The organism is Mesorhizobium sp. INR15 (assembly GCF_015500075.1).
Classification (GTDB): domain Bacteria; phylum Pseudomonadota; class Alphaproteobacteria; order Rhizobiales; family Rhizobiaceae; genus Mesorhizobium.
The window spans coordinates 119,180-140,834 of sequence record NZ_CP045497.1; the positions used below are offsets into that span (position 1 = coordinate 119,180).

The window sequence follows — 21,655 nt, forward strand, 5'->3', positions numbered from 1 at the left end:
CGCGCCGTCTCCGAGCGTCGTTCGCTTCGCGGCCACTGCACGGTTTGGCTGCATCAGTCCACCTCGCTGGCGTTCGAGCTAGCCGACTGCCAACGGCCGCCCTCGCCCAACCAATGAAGGGTTGGCTTTTCGTTATTATTTAAAGCAGATTACTATAATAGAAGGTTGTCTGCGTCAATGGGGCGTGATTTGATTATTTGCTTGGGCCGATGGCGCGGACAACGGGGCTAGGGGTGGCGTTCGCCATGGCCGCCTTATCGGTGCGTCCGGAGATCATTGATTTACGGTCGCAGCGCGACCTGTTCGGCCAATGCTGGCGCGACGGGTTGGCACAAGCGGGCTGGTGGCGTTGGCGTCTGCGATTGGCGGCTGGCCCGCGCGGTGCTAGCTGTTAGTGGCCTCAATATAAAGCAGTTTGCTTTCAATAACTGGCGGCAGGACGAGGGAAAATGGCAGGCGGCAGCAACTCGGTCCAATTGCGGCACTACAACGAGCGGGTCGTGCTTGATGCCATCCGGCGGTTTGGACAGGCCTCCAAGGCCGAGGTGGCGCGCTTCGCCCACTTGACGCCGCCGGCGGTCGCGGCGATCGTTCAGGCCCTCGTCGCGGCCGGCTATGTGAAAGAGAACGGCAAGCGCTTCGGCGGGAAGGGGCAGCCTTCCGCGATGTACGAGCTGGCGCCGGACGGGGCTTATGCCATCGGTCTCCATATCGGGCGGCGGGCGCTCGATGCGATCCTGATCGGCTTCTCCGGCCAGATTTGCGCCTTTGAGACGCATGATTACGATCACCCCAATCCCGACGAAATCCGGCGCTTGGGGAATGGCGTGGTGAAACGCTTCCACAAGCAGCTGGGCGAGGTCGGCAGTGCGCGCCTCGTCGGGGTCGGGATTTCGGCACCCTATTTCATCGGAGGCTGGGACGACGAACTCGGATTTCCCGCCGATGTCCGTGGCAAGTGGCGCGCCGTCAACCTGGCTTCCGGCGTGCTCGACACCGGGGGGTTGCCGGTGCTGGTGGAAAACGACGCCTCCGCCGCCGCGATCGCCGAGCTGATCTACGGCGCCGGAAAGCAATATGCCGACTTCCTGCACATTTCGCTCAGTACATTCGTCGGGGCGGGCCTCGTGCTCGACGGCACCCTGCAGACCGGCCCCAACGGCAACACCGCGGCGTTCGGCCCGTTTCCGGTAACCCATTCGTCGCTGCCATCCGTGCCAAGGCCAAAGGGCAAGTTCGAGGTGCTGTTGCACCGAGCGTCGATCTATACGCTGGTCAACCATTTGCGGTTTGGCGGGGTCGAGATCCGGCGGGTACGGGAACTGGACCCTATGCCACCGGGGGCCGGTCATTTGGTTTCGGAGTGGCAGGACGACTGTGCCGACGCCCTGGCCCAGGCAATCATCGGCAGTATCGCGGTTGTAGATGTACAGGCGGTGGTCATCGATGGCCTCCTACCGCAGTCCCTACTGATCGATACGGTGTCGCGTGTGCGGAATCGGTTCGCCGACATGGTGCCTTCAGGCCTAATCGCCCCCGAGATAATGGTAGGCACACTCGGCGCCAAAGCCTCTGCACTCGGCGCGAGCCTGCTGCCGATCTACTCGATGTTCGGTCCTGATACGGGCGTACTGATGAAAAAGGCCGTCGACAAGAAGCCGCTGATGGTGGGTTCGATGGTGTGACCTATCGCTGCTCTGGCCTCGGCTTGTGAGGGCGTTGGTGCACGGATCCGAAGTATCGTGGATAGGCGCTGGTGCGCGGATCGGCAGAAGGTCAGCATTCGCTCTTTGAGAAGTCGCCTATTTCGTTGCCTCCGCCGATGCCTCGCAACGAACGGATTTCGGACGTCCACAGGCAAGCATTCGGTTCAAAATGGTGACGCCGATCGCAGCCTCTGTCTGTTGAGCAAGGAATGAGCGAGCACGCAAACGCTTTGGCGCAGCCGCAGCCCAAACACCATGCCCAGCATCAAAGCAGTTTCGATAGCGAGATCAGAGTAGCGCGGCTGGCCACCACGCGTCTTGCGACGCGGGGCGGCCCAACCGATAAGAGCTTCCGGCGTGATCCAAAGGGTCAAACTGCCACGGCGACAAAGGCCGGCCTCATATTCCGCCCAGTTCGTCACTTTGAACTTCATTTTACCGATGCGATGACGGCGGTCGGCGTTATGTTTGTGTGGCATGCTGGTTCATTCAAGCTGGTGGGGATCTCAGCCGAATAAGCAAGAATCGTTGAAGTCTTATTCGTGCACCAACGCTGCCCAGATCCACGATACTTCGGATCCGTGCACCAACGCCGTTGTGCAGCTTACGCCGCCTGGATCGTTGCACAGGCGGGCTGATGAAAAACACCTCACGACTCGGCGAGCCTGCGATCGGGTCATTTGGTTCTGGAACTGACTTGGAATTTGAGTTCGAAGAAGATGAGCCAATCCTTGAAGTCGTCAGAAATTTGATAGTAGGCCTCGATACGTCTGAATCCCAGACTCTCGTACAGTCGCATCGCGGCTTTCTGGTTTTTGCTGGTGTCGAGACGTATCCCGTCATAGCCGGCGGAAGACGCATTCTGCATGATCCGCTCCGCCAGAGCCCGGCCCACTCCAAGCCCGTGGAACTCTGGCGAAACAAACATTCGCTTCATCTCGCAAAAGCCGCCAGGTAATGGCCGCAATGCCACACAGCCCGCGGGCTTTTCGTGGTGGTAGGCGATCAAAAGGCTGCCAAGAGGCGGTGCATACTTTCCGGGTAATCCCGCCAGCTCTCGTTCGAATTCCACTTCGTCGAAATACCGATCCACTCTATCTCGATCGATGGCACTGAGGTTGCGCCCCCACACGACGAAAGCGCGCATCAGTGTGCGCACTTGGTCCAAGTGAGCGAGCGTTGTCGCCTGCACAATTTGGGTCTTCTCGACGATGCTATTTTGCATTGCCTACTCCAAGGCTCTTTATCGAAGCCGTAGTCTGAACGTTTGGGATGACCTCGATATTCCCGTGGGCATGCCGGCCATCTCAGAAGCGCGCTCGGGCCAGGCCGCCTAGAGCGTTTGCGATGGAGGTGACCTCGACGCATCGCAGACCTCCATGGATGCGCCAAGCTCAGAAACGTGCCGTCGAGGACACTTGGCGCCACATCGGCCAGCTCGTCGAAACGTAAGCGCGAATTTCGCCGCACCTTTTTGCGTTGAGTGCCCCGAGGCATGAAGGTGTCCACCAAAATAGTTGAAGCGGTCATTCAATGGCCGACCTTCACGACCAGTGTCCAGGCGGTCGACACGCTGATTGCTCCCGACAGCATCGATGGCAAAATCGAAATGCTTCAGCGATATCCAACGATCCGGAAAATGGCGCCGGAATTCCTCTCGACGTTTGTGTTTCGTGGCCACGCTGTGGCGGCGAATCTCCTGCGCGCGCTATCCATGGTCGCCGATCTGTACCGCAAAGGGAAAAGAGCAATACCCGAAAGGGCACCCATATCCTTTGCACCGAGAGGCTGGATGCCGCTCATCCTGCAGGATGGCAAGATCGATCGCAGAGCTTATGAACTTTGCCTGTTCAGCGAATTGAAACGTCGCCTCGATGCCGGCGATGTCTGGGTGGAGGGCGCGAACCGTTTCCAGTCCTTCGAGAGCTTCCTCATTCCAACGCCAACATTCGAGTTGATGCGCGAGGAAGGTCCGCTTCCGGTCGCCGTCGATACCGATGTAGAAACCTATCTTAGGCAACAGCGCCAGACCTTGAACGACGGGCTGAGTGACCTTTCCCGTCTGGCCGAAGCCGGTGAGCTCGACGATGTCGAATTGGCCGGCGCGGGTTTCAGCGTCACGCCGCACAAGGCCATGTTCCCGGACATCGCGAAGTCGCTGAAGCCGAAGGTGGAAAACCGCCTGCCTGCCGTCCGCATCACCGACCTGCTGCTTGAGGTGGACGCCCGCACGGGATTTTCGAATGCGTTCACCCATCTGCGCCCCGGGCGCACGGCCGACAACAAGCTTGGCCTACTTACCGCCGTTCTGGCGGACGGCATCAATCTCGGACTCACCAGAATGGCGGATTGTCCCCCGGGCTGACGATGCGCCAACTCGCCTGGGCGCACGACTGGCATATCCGGGAGGAAGGTTACACCGGTGCGCATGCCATCCTTGTCAATGCCCAGAGGCAATTGCCTCTCGCGAAATTGTGGGGCGACGGAACCACCTCATCCTCGGACGGGCAGTATTTTCCGGCTCGAGGGCACGCCGAGGCGATCGGCGACCTCAACGCCCGCTATGGCCCTAACCCCGGCGCCAAATTTTATCGCTTCACCTCCGACCAGTATGGCGCGTTCCACATCATCGCCATGAACGCCAATGCGAGCGAGGCCATCTACGTTCTCGACGGTCTGCTCTATCATGGAAGCGATCTCGCCATCGAAACCCATTATGTCGACACCGGCGGGGTCAGCGACATCTTGTCGGGTTCCAGCTTGTGCCCCGGCTGCGCGGTCTCAAGGATCGCCGGCTCTATCTATTCCCAGGCGACAAGCCTCCCGAAAACCTCGCCCCGCTCGTTGGCGAGCCCATCAACGTTGAGCGGATCAAGGCGAAATGGAATGACATCCTGCGTCTGGTTACCACTATCCGTTCCGGCCAGGTGCGGCCCTCGACCCTGCTGGCGAAACTGTCCGCATTCCCGCGCCAAAACGGACTGGCGCTCGCCCTGCGCGACATCGGACGCATCAATCGATCCATCTTCCTGCCGCAATGGTGGCAGAACCCTGAAATGCGCAGGAACGCCACCGCCGGTCTCAACAAGAGCGAGGCCCAGAACACTCTGGCCCGGGCGCTGTTCTTCAATCGTCTCGGAGAGCTGCGGGACAGAACCTTCGAGAGCCAGTTCTACAGGGCGTCCGGGCTGAACCTGCTCATTATTGGAACACGCTCTATCTCGAACCGACTTTCGCCGAGCTCAATCGCGAAGGCATTGCCACGCCGGCCGACGTGATCAAGCACATCACGCCGCTCGGATGGCAGCATATCGCCTCACCGGCGATTACATCTGGACCCCGACTGACGGCCTCGACCTCAGGCCGCTTCGGCGCGAGACGTCCATGCTGGCCGCTTGATCATCATATGTTCTCAAATGTCGGACAGATTCATCACTTTCGTGTCGTGACGCCGTAGTGTCCTCGCGCGGGTGGTGGGAAGGAACTGCAATCTCGAGCTGGTCATCGACGACATCCGGGCCGAGCTCGCCGGCCGCCCCTACGAGTTGGTGTCGGTCGCCGGCGGCTGGCAGCATCGCACCAGAAAGGTTTTTGGCGACGCTATCCACGCCGCCTTTGGCACGGCGGCGGGCGAGGGGGCAAAAGAGCTGACGCAGGCGGAGGCGCTCGTCTTGATGTGCATTGCTTATTTCCAGCCGATCACCCGTAGCGAGCTGTCTTCCTTCTTCGGCAAAGAGGTCTCGCGCGATCTGATCGGCGTGTTGCGCGCGCAGGAGCTCATCGCCTCGGGGCCGCGCAGTCCGTAGCCGGGCGCGCCCTACACCTATGTGACGACGAAAAATTTTCTGTCGCAGTTCGGGCTCGACACGCTGCGCCAGCTGCCGGATTTCGAGGCGCTCGAGGACGCCGGGCTGCTATCGAAGGAGAAGCTGCTGGCCGGCGATATTCCAGCCGGGTTGCCTAACGGAGAGGACGAAGACGGTATCGTTGAGGACCAGGTGTCGTGAGCGGGGCGTTGTCGCGTTGCGACCGCAGTGACAGGCGATCAATCAGGACCAGGATGACTGGTCGTGCGGCAGCCGGAGATCGGGATCGTGAACCGCGACATGATCGCCGTCGACAAGATTGGCCGGAAAGATCACCAGATTGGTGCCGCCGGCATGACGCAGCGACGGAAACAGGATGCCGCGAAGCCCGACCGTGATGAACAGATCCGCGAGCTTCCACGACGGGGGGATTTTCTTGTCGATGCGCGCGATCTGGCGCCAGGGACAATCCCATTCCTGCCAGGCGCCGTCCCATATGTCCGGGTCGAATCCCTGCGAAAGGTCGGCGACCTCGGCGAGTGTGATCTTATAGGCGGCAAGGGTGGCCGGCGGGGTGATGCTGGCGCCCTGTCTGTATTCATCGAGCGCCGTCTGGGCCGAACGGGACAGATAAAGCGCTTCGACGCCTGGTCGGTTGAAGCGACCGCCGTCAATCGCCGCGCCTGCACCGCTGGTCGGCAGGAAAGCCCATTTGGGTGTCAGATAGCGATGGAAGATCTCGTCCGGACCGATGCGGGTGATCTTCACCCGCGCGCGCCGTTCTCGAGATCCCGGATGAAGGCCAGAACCGCTTCGACCTGGCCGTCAGCGACGAGCTCGGCCGCCGTGCGATGGCCATAGTCGGCAATAGGTTCATTTCGATACCAGTAGATCGCCTTGTCAATGTCGCCGGTGAGTTCCGTTGCGGCCGAGATCACTTTTACCATCTCGCGCATCCGGCCTTGTAGGCGCTCCGATGTGGGATTGCGTAGCGTGTTGCGGTGGACACCGGTTAACTGGGCCAGGTTGGCCACCTTCACGCCGAGCGCCTGCGACAGGCGCTTCGGCGAGATGTAGGGTGTGCGCGGCTCCTGCAAGCTGTCGACAAAACCTGAGACCACTTTCGATTGTGCGAGCTGTGCGTGGGTCATGACAAATCTCCGCTCTCTCATACGCACAATATATGCACATTTTTAGGCATAGCAAGTGAACAGAGCCTGGCGCCTTCCAGCGCACTGCTTGTGCTTCTCCATCCTCGTAGCGGATAGCAACTAGCGGCAGCAATGCGCCTCATATTGGTCATACAATGGTCGGCCGGGGCCGCTAGGAGCCCGTCCAGTTAGCGTTCCGGTCGGGTTCATTTCATTAGATAGTCTGATTGCGACAGGCTCTCGGGTGACGATAGCCTGGTCAGGAGGCCCTGAGGAGGCTTCCCAGCTTCACGAGGTTGTGGGCGGTGCAGATAATCGCCCATTCGGCACGCACGTTTGCCAGTCCCCGCAACAGGAACTGGCGGAAGCCGCGTGCCTGCTTGATCTGCCCGAACACCGCCTCCACGATCTGCTTTCGCAGTCGGTAGGGGGTCTCGAAGCCGCCGTCGGCGATCTTTTTTCTCATTGCCTGTGTCAACGGTCCGCCGCCCTTGCCGTTGTCGGCGGTGGGGTGTTTGGCGCGTCCGGTGGCGATGTAGCCATCGATCCCGCGTTGGTCGAGGCTGGCGAGGTTGACTTCGCTCAGATAGCCGCTGTCGGCGGACGCTTGCTCCGGTTTGCGGCCGAGATTGGCTTGGATGCCATCGACCAGCGGCACCAACTGGCCATAGTCGCTCGTGCTCGGCGTCAACCCGTGTGCAACGATGATCTGCGCTTTGCCGTCGACGGCCGCCTGCGCGTTATAGCCCTGGATGAAACCATCCTTGGTTTTGAGAATGCGGCTTTCAGGATCGGTGAAGTTGCGCTGGGCCTTCGCGGCGGGCTCGTCGGATGGCGCAGCCGCGGGCTTGCCGGTCTTCTTGCGGCCCTCGGCCTCGCGGCTCTTCTGCTTCTCGGCCTCGATGCGGCGCTCCTCGTCGGCCGCGGCCTTCGCCTCGGCCTCCAGTTCAGCCTTGGCCTGGGCGATCCTGGCGATCCGCCTCTGTTTGTCGGCGACCCAGCCGGGCAGTTCGTCACCTCGTTTGTTGCCGTGCAGCTTGTCCTCTTCGGCATCCGCCGCCTCAGCGGCGGCCAGCCAGCGATCGACCTCCGCCTGCAACTCGGCTTGGCGCTTCTTCATGTGCTGATAGCTCATCGCCTTGTGTTTGGACGCGTTCGCCTTGATCTTGGTGCCGTCGAGCGCGACATGCCCGAGCCGCACCAGCCCGGCCTTCTCGGCCAGCTTCAACACCTGCACGAACAGCCCGGCCAGCTGTTTGAGGTGCCGCTTGCGGAACTCGGAAATGGTACGGAAATCCGGCGCATCCAGCGCCGCGATCATCATGAAGTCGGCGCGCTCAACGCACGCCTTGGCGATGCGCCGGGAGGAATAGAGGCCGCTCGCATAGCCGTTGAGCAGCAGCGCCACCATCAGCCGCGGATCGAACGGCGGCTGGCCAAGCGCACTCCTATAGCTGCTGGTAATCTCGCTCAAATCGAGGCTCTCCCGCACCAGATCCACGATGAACCGTGACAGGTGGTCCCTCGGCACAAAATCCTGCACGCTCGGCGGCAACAACTGCGGCTGATCAATCTTCCACGCGCGAAAATGCTTGCTCATGGTCGCAATTAGAATCAGACTCGTGCCCAATTGAACAGCGACTACTCGGACAGGCTCCTAGCGGACATTCAGCGGGATAGCCGTGTCGGCCATAACCCGGATCGCGACATGAGAAACTCCGGGCAGTTCCGCAGGCGCCTGGAGGACGGCGATTGACGAATTTGGAGATGACGCCGGGAGAGCAGCGCTTACCCGTATAGCGCAAGCACAGCTCGTCGATCTCACGTGGTGGTGTATTCGAAGTGGTCTTGCAAAATCCTAAGCGCGCTGTGGCTGTCGAGCCACTCGTTGGCGGTACGGACTGGATCTTGGTCGTCCATTGCTTCCTCCCAGATTGATGAGCTCCAGCCTTGACATCATACATGGCCATCAGGCGGTCCCGTTTCGAGGTTGGGAAATCTTCAGCTTGAGGATTACGACTGGCCTTTCGCCGTCCGGTCGCTGTTCTCGAATGGCCGAGTAAGATTGGTAACGCAACGACCGCACTCTGCTATAGCCGTCCTGATGGCAGTCATTCGCTCAAAAGGGGTCGGTTTCGTTGCTGCCTTGGGGCTCCGCCACGAGTGCCCCACGCCATAACCCAGAAATGTGACCCTCCACACATTTCAGTGCCGCTGAACACTTAACGCCGCCAGCATAGGGAATCTTCCCACAAAACATAGGGAAAGGCTCCGATGCGCGCGCCTGGTGAGCGTGATCAATGTCCACCCGCGCTCAAATCGGGCGTAAATCAATACAGAAGGGAAACCTAATATGCCTCGCTATGTGGTCGAACTGTTGATTTCCATCCAGAACTGAGCCGGGTTTTCCATCGAGAAGTGAGCCACCTCTGATTATGGATTTCGGGTCATGCTGGGGTCAAGGCATGGTTGGTCTCCTTCTTTTTCTTGGCAGCAGCGGCTGAGCTTGCCTTGAACCGGAAGCTGTCGTTTCCCGTTTCCAAGATGTGGCATCGGTGGGTCAGGCGGTCGAGCAAGGCGGTGGTCATTTTGGCGTCGCCGAAGACCGTGGCCCATTCGCTAAAGCCGAGGTTCGTGGTGATGACGACGCTGGTGCGCTCGTAGAGCTTGCTCAGCAGATGGAAGAGGAGAGCCCCGCCCGAGGCGCTGAACGGCAGGTAGCCCAACTCGTCCAGGATCACGAGGTCGAGCTTGGCCAGGGCCTCGGCAATCTGTCCGGCCTTGCCTTTGACCTTTTCCTGTTCGAGGGCGTTGACCAACTCGATGGTGGAGAAGAAGCGGACCTTCCGGCGATGATGTTCGATGGCCTGAACGCCAAGGGAGGTCGCGACATGGGTCTTTCCGGTTCCCGGTCCGCCGATCAGCACGACATTCTGCGCCCCGTCCATGAACTCGCAGCGATGCAGCGTCCGAACGGTGGCCTCGTTGATCTCGCTGGCGGCGAAGTCGAAGCCCGAGAGGTCCTTGTAGGCCGGGAAGCGCGCGGCCTTCATGTGATAGGCGATGGAGCGCACTTCGCGTTCCGCCAACTCTGCCTTCAGCAACTGCGACAGGATCGGGATAGCAGCTTCAAAGGCTGGCGCGCCTTGCTCGATCAGATCGGTGACGGCTTGCGCCATGCCAGACATCTTCAGGCTGCGCAGCATGATGACGATGGCGCCGCTGGCGGGATCATGACGCATGGCGGCCTCCAGCGATCTGGGCACGAAGGCCGTCATAGCGTTCTACGTTCGCCTTGGGTTCGCGGTGCAGGGCCAGGGCCTGCGGGGTATCAAGTAGCGGCCCGCCGATCACCTTGCCGTCGATCAGGCGGTGCAACAGGTTCAGGACATGGGTCTTGGTCGGCACGCCCTCGGTCAGCGCCAGCTCCACGGCGGTGAGCACGGCCTGTTCATCGTGCTGCAGCACGAGGGCGAGGATATCAACCATCTCCCGATCGCCGCCGGGTTTGCGCAGCATGTGATCCTGCAACTGTCTGAAGGCAGGTGGTAATTCCACGAAGGGTGCGCCATTCCGAAGGGCGCCGGGCTTGCGTTGAACGACCGCCAGATAGTGCCGCCAGTCGTAGATCGTCTTCGGCGGCAGGTGGTGGCTACGTTCAATGATCCGGGCATGCTCACACAGGATATTGCCCTCGGCCGCCACGACCAGCCGGTCCGGATAGATCCGCAGGCTGACAGGCCGGTTGGCGAACGACGCCGGAACACTGTAGCGATTGCGTTCGAAGCTGATCAGGCAGGTGGGCGACACGCGCTTGCTCAACTCGATGAAGCCGTCAAAGGCGACGGGCAAAGGCATCAGCGCGGCCCGCTCTTCGGCCCAGACATCGTCAATCGTGCCAGCCAGCGTGCCATGGGCCGTCTCGCGCCACAGCTCCAGGCAACGCTGTTCCAGCCAGGCATTCAGTGCGGCCAGGTCGGGGAAGTCCGGCATCCCTTGCAGCAGCTGGTGGCGGGAATCCCGAACGTTCTTCTCGACCTGCCCTTTCTCCCACCCTGCCGCCGGATTGCAGAACTCGGGCTCGTAGACATAGTGGTTTGTCATGGCGAGGAAGCGCATGTTGATCTGCCGCTCCTTGCCCCGCCCGACACGGTCCACCGCCGTCTTCATGTTGTCGTAAATCCCGCGCCCGGGCACGCCGCCAAAGACCCGGAACCCCTGCCAATGCGCATCGAACAGCATCTCGTGGGTCTGCAATGGATAGGCGCGCAGAAGATAGGCCCGGCTGTGCGACAGCTTGATATGCGCCATCTGCAGCTTCGTGCGCTCACCACCCAGAACTGCAAAGTCCTCGCTCCAGTCGAACTGGAAAGCCTCGCCCGGGCGGAAAGACAGCGGAACAAAGGTGCCGCGCCCCGTGGTCTGTTGCTCGCGATGGCGATCTGCCCGCCACCCCCGCGCAAACGCTGCCACTCGGCCATAAGAGCCAGTGAAGCCGAGCGTCACAAGATCGGCATGCAACTGCTTCACGGTCCGGCGCTGTTTGCGCGACTTCCCGGCCTCAGTCCTCAGCCAGCCGGATAGCTTCTCGGCGAAGGGGTCAAGCTTGCTCGAACGATCGGGTGTCGCGAATTTTGGCTCGATGGTGTCCGCCGCCAGATGCTTGGTCACGGTATTCCGCGACACTCCCGTTAGCCGCGCAATCTCGCGGATCGACAGCTTCTGCCGCAAATGCATCCGTCGGATGATGTTTAAAAGTCCCATGTGGATCACTCCGTTGCCCCGCCGCTCACCGCTTTGGGGAAGGTTCACATGGCTCAATTCTCAGTGGAAATTATGCACCCACCCGGCTCAGTTCTGGGTGGAAATCAACACTCGTATCCCATAATCGTAGGCGGTTGTCCAAACCTCAGGACAACAATCCTCCATCGGCGCCAACCGTCTCAGATAGCCAATTCGTAGGTAGTCCGTGTGAACAGTTCCGGGGTGCCGCCGGTATGCCAAAAGACCACCTTGGCATCGGGCGCGATACGGCCCGCGCGCACAAGAGCGATTAACCCACTCATGGCCTTCGCCGTATAGGTCGTGTCGAGCAGAATGCCGTCGCTGCGCGCGAGCGTCAAAAGGGCTGTCCTGCCCGCCTCCGACACCTGACTGTATCCTGGACCCACGAAGCTGTCATCTACCCAAACGGCGGCTTTGTCCTCGATGCCGAGTAGTTCTGCCGCAGCGCGCCGATGCCTGGCGATCTCTCCGGACAGGACATCTTTTTTCCAACTGGCGCTTACCGCCAGCACCGAAGTACCTGGCGAAAAGAGTTGGGTTCCCAGCGACAGGCCGGCCGCCGTTGAACCGGTTCCACCGGCGACGACGAAAAGATCAGGGGCTCCTCCGTCGGAGATCTGCCGCATGATCTCAGCGACTGCGAGTACATACCCAACGGTCCCTTCGGCTGTTCCGCCGCCGAGCGGTATGACAAGCGCGCGCCGACCCTGTGTCGACAGGATTTCGGCCCGCGCTGCCATCCTGCGGTCGATCTCGGCATAATCGGCATCTTCGTGGTAGTGCAGTTCAGCACCGAGGATGCTGGAAAGAAGCACGTTGCCGGTAAGGTTGTCGGGCGAACGTCCGCGCAGATGCAGTTCGCAAGCAAGGCCTTGGCGGGCTGCTGCCGCCGCTGTCTGCCTTGCGTGGTTGGATTGAATGCCGCCCGTCGTCAAAAGCGTGTCGTAGCCTTCGTCTAGCGCCTTTCCAACGATGAATTCGAGTTTGCGCAGCTTGTTGCCGCCGGCGCCGAGGCCCATCAGATCGTCCCGCTTGATGAGCAGATCGATACGGAGCGATTGACCCAGACGTTCTGCCCGTTCAAGGGGCGTCGGAAGGCTGACGAGAGAGTGACGCTTGAGCGCGGCAATGCGGGCGCGCACGGCGTCTATAGGGTCGCGGCTCACTGTCGGCCACAGATTTTTGCTGCCGCCCGGGCATAGACTTGCGCAGCGGTCATGAGGTCCAGTAAAGCCATGCTCTCGTCGGCCACGTTGATCTCTTCAACCTTTCCGGGACCATAAATCACGGTTGGTATGCCCGCCCTCCCCAGGTGCGAAGCATCGGTGCCGAAATAGACCTGCGGATATAGTGGGCCGATATAGGGCTCGGCTCCAGCCAGTTCCCTATGAGCCTCTGCGACAGCTCGAACAACAGGCTCGCCGCGCTCGACATGAAATGGATGCTGCTGGCAAAAGTCAGGCCTGGCGATAAGCTCCGCCGTCACAGAGGAGCCATTGGTGGTCGCCGCCCCTGCCTTCTCGACCGCTGCGCGGATATCAGCGAGCACGCTTTCGGGCGTCATGCCCGGAACGGTACGAACGTCGACAAGCGCTTCGGCACGGTCGGCATGCATCGACGCCAATGTGCCACCACTGACCTGCCCGATATTCAGGTTCGGCAGATCCGGAAAATCCTGATGCGGCACATAGGACAGGCAATGCTCGCCGATCGCAGCGAGCGCGGGGATCAGCGCGTGGATCGCATTCGGCCCTTCCGCCTTGCGGCAGACATGCACGGAGACGCCGGAAGCTTTCATGCGGATCTGCGTTACCCCCACGTGGCAAGTCATTACGCGTAGGTCGGTCGGCTCGCCGTTGATAGCGAGGTCCGCTGAGAGGCCCGACTCGATCAGATGCAGCGTGCCCAACCCCAACGTGTCGCATTCGGCCATGACCGCCGACAGGATAATGCGGCCGCAAAGCCGATCACGCCTGTCGTGAAGGATTTCCATCGCCGCGATCATTGCGCCGACGGCACCTTTCATGTTGTTGATCTCAGCGCCGTAGAGCCTGCCGTTCGCAACAAAAGGCTCAAAGGGTGGATGGGAGTACCCTTCCGGGACGGGAAGCGTGTCGATGTGGCCGTTGAAAAGCAGCGTCGGGCCAAGCCGTCCGGTTTCCAGCGTGCCAATAATGTTGGCGCGTCCAGGCAACACTTCCTGGCGCGTCACGGCCAGTCCGATCCGCGCCATTTCGCTGGCGACCCAATCACCGATTTTGCCCTCGGTGCCAGAAACGCTCGAATGCGCGCACAGCGACGACACGATCGCTATGATTTTGTCAGGGTTAGGAAAGGAAGCCGGAATATCTACGTTAGGTCGTGGCACGATCTGAACCTCTCGGAGGTTAGAGTGTTTGGAAAAGGCGGCAATCCATCGTTGGAACCGCAGTGAAGCCGGCAAGCCTGAAGCAATGCCATAGCAACGCCAGATTGCTGGTGATCACCGGCTTACGGATCTTCCGTTCAAGCTCTGTGACGATCCGCGCCGTGGGAAGGCCCGTGCAGCTCAAGATCACCCCGTCGCAGTCGGTTCTGGCCAGACCCTCGGCAAACCGCGAGATATCCTCTTCCTCCACATCCTGGAGCTCGTAATCGTCGAGTTCGCCAGCGTGTATGCCGCGTACAGCGACTGGATCCGCACCGCATTCACGCAGATAGGCTGCGAGCCTTTCGTTGATCGCCGGCGAATAAGCCGAGCCGACGGCCGGGCGTGTGATGCCAAGTTCGGTAACTGCTGCCGCGAGTGCTGTGCTTGCGGTGGTCGCAGGAATGCCCGCTGCTTCTGTCAGCCTCCGATTTAGTTCGACGTTGCCGGCCTTCCCGGCATAAAAACTGCCGCTGGTGCATGCCCATGCGATGACCGACGGGCGGATCGGCATCAGTTGCTCCACCGCAGCGACGGCCCCATCCGCCGAGATCGCCATGTTCTCAGCCGTCACTCGCCGCGGATAGACGACCCGCGCCGCATGTGTTTCTACTCCCTCTGGCAATATTCGCCGCAGGTCCGGCTCGATCGTAAGATCGCTATCGAGTACGAGAAGTCCAATCCGTCCCTGTCGTCCATACATCGCGAAACCTCAATTCTGGTCAATGCGCCGAAGGTCGAGATGCCCCCAGGCGTCTACTTCGAGACGCCAACCCGGCGGCACGAAGGACGTTGCGGTCGGCTCGGTGACAATCGCCGGACCTGCAAGTTCGCCGTTGGCGCCAAGCCCATCGCGATCCGCGAATAGGCAGCGTTCAGCTCCAGGCATCCTGGTGTGCTCGACTACCGGGGGCGCCCATGCGCCCTGCATCATCACCGGCATGGACGGCACGGCCACGACAGCAAAGCCGGTCACGCGCACATTCATCAACTCTATGCCTGCGTCGGGATCGTCGTAACCGAATTTTGCCAGATGCAGCGCATGGAACCCCTCGGCCAGGTCCGCCAGAGTGGTACTGTCAGGTAAGGCGATGGGAACCAGCAACTCTGATGCCTGGCCGACATAGCGTACATCCGCATGGCACATCCAGTCGATCGTTCTACCTGCGGCAAGCGCGGTCATTTCAGTTTCGGCCGAACGACGCAGGGCCGCGAGTTCGTCGCGAAGCGCGTCATCCGAAATGTCGGTCAGGCGCACCGGCCAGGCGCGAAGATAATCCCTGCGCAGGTTGGCCGAGAGCAGGCCCAGGGCGGAAAAGGCGCCCGGAAAGCGCGGGACGATGACATGGTCAATGCCAATTTCGTCGGCAACGCTGCAAGCATGCAGTGGACCGGCGCCACCAAACGCTACCAGCGAGAAATCGCGCGGGTCGTGTCCCTCCCGTACGGTCACCAGCCTGACCGCGTTGGCCATCTTGACGTTTGCGAGCTTCAGCGTCATCGCGGCGACGTTCTCGGGAGAGACCTCCATAGCTTTCGCGACTGGCTCGAAAGCCTGTCGTGCGGCATCGGCGTCAAGGCGAATCTCGCCACCGAAGAACAGGCCGTCCCGCAGTAGGCCGAGCGCGCACAACGCGTCAGTAACGGTCGGGCGTTCTCCACCGCGCCCATAACAGGCGGGACCAGGCTGTGCGCCGGCGCTTTGCGGACCGACCTTCAGCATGCCGCCGTCATCCAGCGTTGCGATCGATCCGCCGCCTGCACTGACTGTCTCGATGGCGAACATGGGCAGGGTGATCGGAAGACCATCTATGTGAAAGCGGGTCGAGATCACGGCGTCTTGTCCGGCGATGACGCAGACATCGGTGCTGGTGCCGCCCATGTCGAACGAGATTAGGTTGTTCACCCCCTTCTGCCGCGCCAGATGCTGGGTCGCGAGCACGCCGCCGGCTGGCCCCGACAGACAGGTAGTCGCAGCGTACGCGCCCGTCATCGCAAGCGGCAGTACGCCGCCGTTCGAGCCCATCACATAGATGCCACCGTCGAAGCCCTTGTCGGCGAACCGCCCCGCGAAGCGATCTAGATAGTGGGATACTTTTGGTCCGACATATCCCGATATCGTCGTGGTGCTGGTGCGCTCGTATTCCCGAAAATGTGGTGCGATCGCACTCGATCGCACCACATAGCAGGACGGCAGCAGGCCGGCGAGGATGGCCGCCGCCCGTTCCTCATGATCGGGATTTGCATAAGCGTTGATGAAACTGACCGCGACTGCTTCCACGCCTGCATCGCGCAACGTGTCCGCCAATGCCCGGATTCCTGTCTCGTCCAGCGATTCGACGACTCGTCCATTCGCACCAATCCGTTCGTTGACCTCGAAGCGCAGATGACGAGGCACCAGCGGCTCGATTTTACGTATGTAAAGATCCCAGATGTTGCCTCGCTCTTGCCGCTGCAATTCCAGCACGTCACGGAACCCAGCAGTGGTGACGAGCGCGATCACCGCGCCCTTGCGTTCGAGGATCGCGTTGGTGGCGACGGTGGTGCCGTGCACGATGGAGCGCAGGGTCGAAAGTGGCTGGCCGAGACGGCTTGCCGCATCCGCGGCGCCGACCGACTGGTCTTTGGGCGTTGACGGTCCCTTCGTGACCTTTACTCGGCCGTCGGAACCAATCATGACGACGTCGGTAAACGTTCCTCCGACATCGATCCCGATGTCATAGGTATGTGCTGTCGCGGTCGTCATTATGAGTGCGCTCCCTTAGCCGGAGCAACAGCTCCTCGCTCTGAATTTCGGGTGACCTTTCCGGCCAGCAGATCGGCGTCGATCAGTTTGGTGCTCCTTTGGCCCGGATCGCCAAATCCCCCGCCGCCGCCCGAGACGACGCGCACGACGTCACCTCTGTTTAGCGAACAGCCGGTCTTGGAGGGCAGGCGAATCTCCTCGTTGTCGCGCAGGATTGAGAAGCTTCCGACGGTTCCAGGGGCACCGCCCGCCGCCCCGGTAGGTGGAAAGCGATGACGATCAGCATACCCGAAGAAGTTGACGCCGTCGTCGAGCACTTCAAATTCTCGCACCGAACCCAACCCGCCGCGAAACTTCCCCGCGCCTCCGGTATCGGGCAGCAATTCGTAACGGCGTACCCGAATGAACGGATGGTCAAGTTCCAGTGCTTCGGCCGGGGTGATACGGCAATTGGACAGCGGCGCGTCGAGCATATCGGCCCCGTCGCCGATTGGCGTGCCGCCCCAACCGCCACCGATATCCTCGATGAAGATGCTGTAATCGGCGCCGGTCTGGCGCGTCAGCCCGACCGTGGTGTTCACATGAAAGCCGAGGCCGGCGACGCGGTCCGGTATCGCTTGGCGCAAAGCGAGCAGGATAGCGTCAAAGACGCGGTAGGCGCCACACATCCGGGCACGGGTCGCGGCAGGGGGGAGCGGGTTGAGAATGGATCCAAGCGGCGCGGTAATCCGGATCGGCCGATAGCATCCATCATTAGCCGGTATCGTATCCCGGCCGGCGGTAATGCCCATCTTGATCGCGCTGAATGCGCTTGAACAGGTCGATCCGAACGGTACGTTCAGGAATTCGGCGATCTGAGGGGAAGACCCGGTCAGGTCGACATGAATGCCCTTCCTATCGATTTCAAGCGTCACCTTGATCGGGATTGAATCCGTGCTGCCGATGCTGTCGTCGATCTGATCTTCGCTCGAATAGCTGCCGTAGGGAATGGCGGCGATGGCCTTGCGCATCAGCTTTTCAGAGTGGTCCATGGCCGCGCTCATGTACTGGGTCAACGTACCTGCGCCGTAACGGTCGGCGAGCTCGAGGACGCGGCGCCGACCTACATCGTTGGCCGCTAGTTGTGCCTGGATGTCGCCCCAGGTCACACCGGGGGCGCGGAAATTGGCATGAACGAGATCGTAAAAAACCCCGCCTTTGACGAAGTCGCGGTTACGATTGAGCCTGAGGGCTGTAAAGCGCAGGCCTTCCTCGTAGAACTCCCGCGCGCCAAGGGTCAGCCCGGCACTTCCACCGCCAATGTCGACGTGGTGCGCGATGCTGGCTGCAAAGCCCAGCAGAACACCACTCCGATAGATCGGCGTGAAGATGGTGATGTCCTGCAAATGCTGCCCGCCGATAAACGGGTCGTTGGTGACGAAGACCTCGTCTTCGTCGATCCGGCCCTCGTATTTTGCCAGACAGGCCTGCATCGGCAGCGACAGCGAACTCATCTGCACGGGAATGTGCTCGGCTTCGGCCACGATGCGGCCCTGGGCGTCGAGCATCGCACAGGAACAGTCCCGCGCTTCGCGGATGATGGTCGAGCGAGCGGTCAACAATAGGTTGACGCCCATCTCCTCGCTGATGGCATGGAATGCGCTCATCAAAACGTTGAGCGTTACCGGTTCGATGGTCAAGAAACGACCTCCTTGAGTGTAGCTTCGCGTTCGAACAGGCACCGCAGAAAGGCCTGGGCACGCTCCGTACGCGGTCTGGTGAATATCTCGGCGGGTTTTCCCACCTCGAGGATGCGGCCATGGTCGACCATGACGACACGGTCGGCGATTTCGCGGGCGAAGCCCATTTCGTGTGTGACGATGACTTTCGTTACGCCGTCATGCGCGATGTCCTTGATGACCTTCAGCACCTCGCCGACGAGTTCCGGATCAAGCGCCGAGGTCGGCTCGTCGAACAACAGGATCTTCGGATTCATCGCCAAAGCACGGGCAATCGCCACGCGCTGCTGCTGGCCTCCGGACAGTTCGGCCGGATAGGCGTCGAGCTTGGCGCTCAGTCCGACTTTTTCCAGCAGTGCGCGCGCTGCCGTTTCGGCCTCGCCGCGCGTCTGCCGGCTGACCTTAATCGGCCCGACCGTGACGTTGGCGAGCACGTTGAGATGCGGGAACAGGTTGAACCGCTGGAACACCATCGCACTTTGACGGCGCGCTTTGAGCGCGATTTCATCCATCCGGCGAAAATGCAACTTGGGGCTCCCTGGAGGTCTATCGAAAATAACCTTTTGATCGATCGTGAGGCGTCCTTCGCTTGGCACCTCCAGCAGGTTGATGCAGCGAAGCAACGTACTTTTGCCCGATCCGCTTGGCCCGATGATCACAACGATCTCACCCTGGCTCACAGTCAGATCCACGGCGTTCAGCGCAACGTGGGACCCGAAACGCTTGGTAATACCCGCGAGTTCGATCATCGCCTTGTCAGCTCTGTCATTCATGGGCGTCGAACCCCCGCGAGCTGCGCTTTTCCAGCCAGCGGATCAAAATGGAAAGTGGATACGAAAGCGTCAGATAGATCGCGGCGACCATCAGATAGATGTCCATCGCCCTGAAGGTGATCGCGACGCGAAGCTGGCCTGCGCGCAGCAGCTCGGAGACGGTAATGGTTGCGGTCAGGGCGGAATCCTTGAGCATGGAAATGAAGTAGTTGCCGATTGGCGGAAGGATCACGCGTATAGCCTGCGGCAAGATGATCACGCGAAGCACGCTCGAACGTGTCATCCCGATCGATGCCGCCGCCTCCCACTGGCCGCGATCAACGGAGAGAATGCCGGCGCGGTAGACCTCGGACAGATAGGCGCCGTAGTGTATGCCGAGCGTCAGGAACCCCGCCATGAACGGCTCAAGCCGGATTCCGTAACTCGGCAGTCCGTAGTAGACGATGAACAGTTGAACGAGCAGCGGCGTCCCGCGGATAACCTCGACGTAGAAGCCGGAAATGAACCGTAGCGACCGCCTGCGACTCATTCGCCCAATGGCGGCAACGAGGCCAAGAACGAGAGCCAGGCTCATCGCGCATACCGAGATCGTTACGGTCGTCACCGCCCCTTTGAGCAGAAGGGGCATGACCTGCGCGACGAGCGAAGACCTGAGAGATTCCATAAGATTTCACGCGGCCTAGTTGGCGATCGGGAAGAACGGAACCTGGTAGTGATGGAGTATGTTCTTGATGGTTCCGTCGTCACGCAGCTTGGTCACCACCTCATCAAAAGCCTTTTTTAGACTTTCGTCTCCCTTGCGGAGGCCTACGCCAGCGTTGAAGCGCTCGTCCGGCACGAACTCGTCAACGATCTTGATGTTGAGCGTCGGATCCTTTGCGAGAACCCAAGCCGCCGACGGGGCTTCGAGATAAGCGGCGTCGATGCGTCCGTTGTTCAGTTCGAGGATGATCGTGTTTTGATCAGGATAGACCTCTGGAACGCCCATCTTCTTGTTTTCCATGTGCTGGACTGTCACGGAGCCAGCGAGCACGCCGACCCGCTTTCCGTTCAGGTCCGCGAGCCCGTGAACGCTGTCGTTGTCCTTGCGCACCAGGATCGTTTCGCCGGAAGCATAATAGGGCGCGGAGAACGCGATGACCTTCTCGCGCTCAGGCGTGATGAAGAGCCCGTTTATGATAGCGTCGCAGCGATCCGACGTGAGTGCAGGGATCAACGCATCCCAGCTCACCCAGACGGGCTCCGCTTTCGCCCCAAGCGCCTCCGCCATCTTTCCAGCGATCTCGACTTCGAAACCAGGCGTCGACGCGTCCGAGCTCGAATAAGGCAGAAGCCCGTCCACCCCGCAGACGCGCAGGATCTTCGACTGTCTAATATTATCGAGCGTGTCGGCGGAAACTGAGCCGGCGCTCAATGTCACGACAGCGGTCGCAATGAGCGCGCCTAGTTTCGGCATCCGACGCAGTGTATTTACCGTTGTCATGATCAGACCCCTCTGAATTTTGATCTTGGCGGATCGCCTTGTTTGCGTCCTAACCTGATCCTTGCTGACGTCGAAGGGTTTAGATAGATTGAATCTTGTCAGTCTCATGATAACTGGTAGTTATGGTAAAGTCCCTGCGCAAGCTGCCCCAGCCACGTGCGCTCGTGGTTTTTGAGTCCGCTGGACGACTGCTGAATTTCACCTCTGCCGGCCGAGAGGTGGGCATGTCCCAGGCCGGCGTCAGCAAGCAAATACAATTCCTCGAAGCTGCCCTTGGCGTGCGCCTCTTCCAGCGCAGCAACCGTGGCCTCCTTCTGACCTCGGCTGGCCGGCGGCTCTACGCAGCCGTCACCTTTGGCCTTAATCATATTCTGGATGCGGTGGAGGAGGTCAGGCAGCATTCCCAACCAGGCCGAATTTCGGTAACCACGACGATCGCCCTCGCTTCAGTATGGCTGATGCCGCGGATTGCCAAGTTCCGCGCAGCATATCCCGACATCGATCTGAAGCTCATCGCGACCGATTCCTTGCTCGATCTGCCAAGCGAGCGCATCGACATCGCCATCCGCTATGGAATGGGACAATGGCAGGGAACGAAATGCCAAAAACTTTTCGGGATTGAGCTTTTTCCCGTCTGTAGCCCGGCCTATCTTGCCCGCTATTCCAACTTGATGACCAGCGACGACTTGCGTTCCGCCGCTTTGCTCCACCTCGACGAGCCCAATTCACAAGACGCGGACTGGGCGGTCTGGTTCAAAGCGGTCGGCATCGTGGAACCAACTCGTGCCGCAGGCCTGCATTTCAACAACTATCCGTTGCTGATTCAAGCAGCCGTCGACGGACAGGGCGTAGCGCTAGGGTGGGGGCATCTCATCGACGATCTATTGGACAACATGTCCCTGGTGCGCTGCATGTCCACGTCGCTAACGCTGAAGCCGGCTTTCTTTGTGGTGAGATCTGTCGATGGTGCACCACAACCGGAAGCGACACTTTTTGAGGACTGGATCGTTGCCGAAACGCGTACCCTTGCGCCATTTGATCCGTCTGGCATCTGAGCACGAGGATGAAGCGCATTGCTCT

16 protein-coding genes and 3 pseudogenes are annotated in these 21,655 nt (G+C 60.5%); 4 read left to right on the plus strand and 15 right to left on the minus strand.

All coding sequences use genetic code 11. The annotated features are described in order from the left end of the window. Window positions 1-449: 449 nt before the first annotated feature. A complete protein-coding gene (locus GA829_RS32895) occupies window positions 450-1,685 on the plus strand; it encodes an ROK family transcriptional regulator (protein ID WP_195180004.1) in 1,236 nt (411 codons plus the stop codon). 224 nt (window positions 1,686-1,909) lie between these two features. On the opposite strand, the pseudogene GA829_RS32900 reads toward GA829_RS32895, so the two are convergent. Next, window positions 1,910-2,185 (minus strand): annotated as a pseudogene (locus GA829_RS32900) (transposase); the annotation flags it as partial. 197 nt (window positions 2,186-2,382) lie between these two features. Next, on the minus strand, window positions 2,383-2,931 hold the full coding sequence (locus GA829_RS32905) for a GNAT family N-acetyltransferase (RefSeq protein WP_195180005.1): 549 nt from the start codon (window positions 2,929-2,931) through the stop codon (window positions 2,383-2,385). A 291-nt stretch (window positions 2,932-3,222) separates the two neighbouring features. Here GA829_RS32905 and GA829_RS37670 point away from each other — a divergent pair. Together GA829_RS37670 and scpB are read left to right on the plus strand one after the other, a co-directional pair. Then, a pseudogene (locus GA829_RS37670) lies at window positions 3,223-5,105 on the plus strand (Tn3 family transposase); the annotation flags it as partial. A 53-nt stretch (window positions 5,106-5,158) separates the two neighbouring features. Continuing rightward, a pseudogene (gene scpB / locus GA829_RS32925) lies at window positions 5,159-5,713 on the plus strand (SMC-Scp complex subunit ScpB); the annotation flags it as partial. A 42-nt stretch (window positions 5,714-5,755) separates the two neighbouring features. Here scpB and GA829_RS32930 read toward each other — a convergent pair. The 13 genes from GA829_RS32930 to GA829_RS32990 all read right to left on the minus strand — a co-directional run bounded on the left by GA829_RS32930 (window position 5,756) and on the right by GA829_RS32990 (window position 20,575). Further along, entirely contained in the window at window positions 5,756-6,280 is a 525-nt protein-coding gene (locus tag GA829_RS32930; RefSeq protein WP_195180008.1) for an RES family NAD+ phosphorylase, read from the minus strand. Then, window positions 6,277-6,663 carry a hypothetical protein gene (locus tag GA829_RS32935; RefSeq protein WP_195180009.1) on the minus strand — a complete coding sequence of 129 codons (387 nt, stop codon included), beginning with the start codon at window positions 6,661-6,663 and terminating at the stop codon, window positions 6,277-6,279. Before GA829_RS32935 ends, GA829_RS32930 begins: the two co-directional genes overlap by 4 nt. A gap of 259 nt (window positions 6,664-6,922) precedes the next feature. Then, window positions 6,923-8,263 (minus strand): IS1182 family transposase, encoded by a 1,341-nt coding sequence (locus GA829_RS32940; protein WP_195174571.1) that lies wholly within the window; start codon window positions 8,261-8,263, stop codon window positions 6,923-6,925. An 847-nt stretch (window positions 8,264-9,110) separates the two neighbouring features. Continuing rightward, window positions 9,111-9,905, minus strand: a complete 795-nt coding sequence (istB, locus tag GA829_RS32945; RefSeq protein ID WP_195180010.1) for an IS21-like element helper ATPase IstB — start codon at window positions 9,903-9,905, stop codon at window positions 9,111-9,113. Beyond that, the gene (gene istA, locus GA829_RS32950; protein WP_195180011.1) at window positions 9,895-11,427 is read right to left on the minus strand and encodes an IS21 family transposase; all 1,533 of its coding nucleotides are present in this window, start codon (window positions 11,425-11,427) and stop codon (window positions 9,895-9,897) included. Before istA ends, istB begins: the two co-directional genes overlap by 11 nt. A gap of 179 nt (window positions 11,428-11,606) precedes the next feature. Further along, complete coding sequence (locus GA829_RS32955; RefSeq protein WP_195180012.1) at window positions 11,607-12,614, minus strand: 1-aminocyclopropane-1-carboxylate deaminase/D-cysteine desulfhydrase; 1,008 nt, start codon at window positions 12,612-12,614, stop codon at window positions 11,607-11,609. Further along, a complete protein-coding gene (locus GA829_RS32960; RefSeq protein WP_195180013.1) occupies window positions 12,611-13,891 on the minus strand; it encodes a M20 family metallopeptidase in 1,281 nt (426 codons plus the stop codon). Before GA829_RS32960 ends, GA829_RS32955 begins: the two co-directional genes overlap by 4 nt. Next, window positions 13,836-14,558, minus strand: a complete 723-nt coding sequence (locus GA829_RS32965) for a maleate cis-trans isomerase family protein (RefSeq protein ID WP_195180014.1) — start codon at window positions 14,556-14,558, stop codon at window positions 13,836-13,838. The genes GA829_RS32960 and GA829_RS32965 overlap by 56 nt, the downstream gene beginning before the upstream one ends. Window positions 14,559-14,567: 9 nt before the next feature. After that, window positions 14,568-16,601: a hydantoinase/oxoprolinase family protein gene (locus GA829_RS32970; RefSeq protein ID WP_195180015.1), complete on the minus strand. Its 2,034-nt coding sequence runs from the start codon at window positions 16,599-16,601 to the stop codon at window positions 14,568-14,570. After that, complete coding sequence (locus tag GA829_RS32975) at window positions 16,601-18,280, minus strand: hydantoinase B/oxoprolinase family protein (protein ID WP_195180016.1); 1,680 nt, start codon at window positions 18,278-18,280, stop codon at window positions 16,601-16,603. Before GA829_RS32975 ends, GA829_RS32970 begins: the two co-directional genes overlap by 1 nt. Beyond that, the gene (locus GA829_RS32980; protein WP_195180017.1) at window positions 18,277-19,068 is read right to left on the minus strand and encodes an amino acid ABC transporter ATP-binding protein; all 792 of its coding nucleotides are present in this window, start codon (window positions 19,066-19,068) and stop codon (window positions 18,277-18,279) included. Before GA829_RS32980 ends, GA829_RS32975 begins: the two co-directional genes overlap by 4 nt. Before the next feature lie 16 nt (window positions 19,069-19,084). Beyond that, complete coding sequence (locus tag GA829_RS32985; RefSeq protein ID WP_258052397.1) at window positions 19,085-19,720, minus strand: amino acid ABC transporter permease; 636 nt, start codon at window positions 19,718-19,720, stop codon at window positions 19,085-19,087. Between the two features lie 51 nt (window positions 19,721-19,771). Next, complete coding sequence (locus tag GA829_RS32990; RefSeq protein WP_195180019.1) at window positions 19,772-20,575, minus strand: substrate-binding periplasmic protein; 804 nt, start codon at window positions 20,573-20,575, stop codon at window positions 19,772-19,774. A gap of 122 nt (window positions 20,576-20,697) precedes the next feature. Between GA829_RS32990 and GA829_RS32995 the strand changes: the two genes are divergently transcribed. Beyond that, entirely contained in the window at window positions 20,698-21,630 is a 933-nt protein-coding gene (locus tag GA829_RS32995) for a LysR substrate-binding domain-containing protein (RefSeq protein WP_195180020.1), read from the plus strand. The last annotated feature ends 25 nt before the right edge of the window (window positions 21,631-21,655 follow it).

Coding starts and splice junctions, on each gene's coding strand:
- GA829_RS32895 (WP_195180004.1), top strand. CDS start 450: ATGGCAGGCGGCAGCAACTCGGTCCAATTGCGGCACTACAACGAGCGG.
- GA829_RS32905 (WP_195180005.1), bottom strand. CDS start 2,931: ATGCAAAATAGCATCGTCGAGAAGACCCAAATTGTGCAGGCGACAACG.
- GA829_RS32935 (WP_195180009.1), bottom strand. CDS start 6,663: ATGACCCACGCACAGCTCGCACAATCGAAAGTGGTCTCAGGTTTTGTC.
- GA829_RS32940 (WP_195174571.1), bottom strand. CDS start 8,263: ATGAGCAAGCATTTTCGCGCGTGGAAGATTGATCAGCCGCAGTTGTTG.
- istB (WP_195180010.1), bottom strand. CDS start 9,905: ATGCGTCATGATCCCGCCAGCGGCGCCATCGTCATCATGCTGCGCAGC.
- istA (WP_195180011.1), bottom strand. CDS start 11,427: ATGGGACTTTTAAACATCATCCGACGGATGCATTTGCGGCAGAAGCTG.
- GA829_RS32965 (WP_195180014.1), bottom strand. CDS start 14,558: ATGTATGGACGACAGGGACGGATTGGACTTCTCGTACTCGATAGCGAT.
- GA829_RS32970 (WP_195180015.1), bottom strand. CDS start 16,601: ATGACGACCGCGACAGCACATACCTATGACATCGGGATCGATGTCGGA.
- GA829_RS32980 (WP_195180017.1), bottom strand. CDS start 19,068: ATGATCGAACTCGCGGGTATTACCAAGCGTTTCGGGTCCCACGTTGCG.
- GA829_RS32985 (WP_258052397.1), bottom strand. CDS start 19,720: ATGCCCCTTCTGCTCAAAGGGGCGGTGACGACCGTAACGATCTCGGTA.
- GA829_RS32990 (WP_195180019.1), bottom strand. CDS start 20,575: ATGACAACGGTAAATACACTGCGTCGGATGCCGAAACTAGGCGCGCTC.
- GA829_RS32995 (WP_195180020.1), top strand. CDS start 20,698: ATGGTAAAGTCCCTGCGCAAGCTGCCCCAGCCACGTGCGCTCGTGGTT.